Consider the following 276-nt stretch of genomic DNA (forward strand, 5'->3'; position numbering starts at 1 on the left):
GGATGATGCAGCCCAGGCTTGCGATGCACACGAACAACGGCACCAGCAGCGGCCACAATTGGCTCGGCCGCAGCGCGGCAACGCCAAGCAACAGCAAACCTGCGGCCAGGTACATCCACACTGCGCGCACCAGCAAGAAAGCCGGGCCACGCTTGGCCAGCAAGCGTGCATTGACCTGCGCCACGAGGATAAAACCTGCCGCATTGGTGCCGAACAACCAGCCGTAATGCTCGGCAGGCACGCCATACAGCTTGATGAAGACGAAAGGCGAGCCGG

1 pseudogene is annotated in these 276 nt (G+C 62.3%); it reads right to left on the minus strand.

Annotated features, from left to right (window positions below):
- Positions 1-276 (minus strand): annotated as a pseudogene (locus tag SB756_RS29770) (Bcr/CflA family drug resistance efflux transporter); the annotation flags it as partial.

The sequence above is a fragment of the Pseudomonas sp. SIMBA_068 genome (genome assembly GCF_046534705.1).
Lineage (GTDB): Bacteria > Pseudomonadota > Gammaproteobacteria > Pseudomonadales > Pseudomonadaceae > Aquipseudomonas > Aquipseudomonas putida.